The organism is Shewanella sp. SM101 (genome assembly GCF_025654465.1).
Taxonomy (GTDB): Bacteria; Pseudomonadota; Gammaproteobacteria; order Enterobacterales; family Shewanellaceae; genus Shewanella; species Shewanella oncorhynchi.
In genome coordinates, this window is the sequence record NZ_JAKKRH010000145.1 from 1 (window position 1) to 650 (window position 650).

The window sequence follows — 650 nt, forward strand, 5'->3', positions numbered from 1 at the left end:
CCGATGACTTTGATAATCTGACGCTTCTCAAGTTGCCACCTTATTCACCGGAGTTGAATCCAATAGAGCAGGTATGGCAATGGCTGCGTCAAAATGTGTTGGCCAATCGTTGTTTTAGTGGTTATGACGATATTGTCGAACAGTGCTCTATCGCATGGAATACCTTCATTGAGAAGAAAGCAAGAGTGATAGAATTGTGTACTAGACCGTGGACAATTTTGACCAGTTAATTAATGTAATTGGTATTAATAGAATTGGTTTAGCTTTAAAACAAAAATTTCATATTCTGATAAGGATGTCATCTACATGATGCCCGACTATGACGATAACCACATGCTTCGAGCCCGAAGCATGTGCGTCACTGGGACGAAAGATCCACAACGCCATAACGAAAAAAGCCCCATCTTTCGATGAGGCTTATCTCTTAATGTTGGCGGAGCGGACGGGACTCGAACCCGCGACCCCCGGCGTGACAGGCCGGTATTCTAACCAACTGAACTACCGCTCCTTTAGCTTAACGTCTACACGTTAACCTAAATTAGGCGCTTGGCGATGACCTACTCTCACATGGGGAGACCCCACACTACCATCGGCGCGTTTGCGTTTCACTTCTGAGTTCGGGATGGGATCAGGTGGTTCCACAAGGCTAT

1 protein-coding gene, 1 tRNA gene and 1 rRNA gene are annotated in these 650 nt (G+C 45.8%); 1 reads left to right on the forward strand and 2 read right to left on the reverse strand.

The genetic code is table 11. The features are described 5' to 3' along the window. On the forward strand, positions 1 to 230 hold a 230-nt coding region (locus L5M38_RS24355), incomplete at its 5' end, for a transposase (protein WP_263176513.1). A 201-nt stretch (positions 231 to 431) separates the two neighbouring features. Here L5M38_RS24355 and L5M38_RS24360 read toward each other — a convergent pair. Further along, positions 432 to 508, reverse strand: a tRNA-Asp gene (locus L5M38_RS24360). Positions 509 to 544: 36 nt separating this feature from the next. After that, positions 545 to 650: ribosomal RNA gene (gene rrf / locus L5M38_RS24365) — 5S ribosomal RNA — on the reverse strand; the annotation flags it as partial.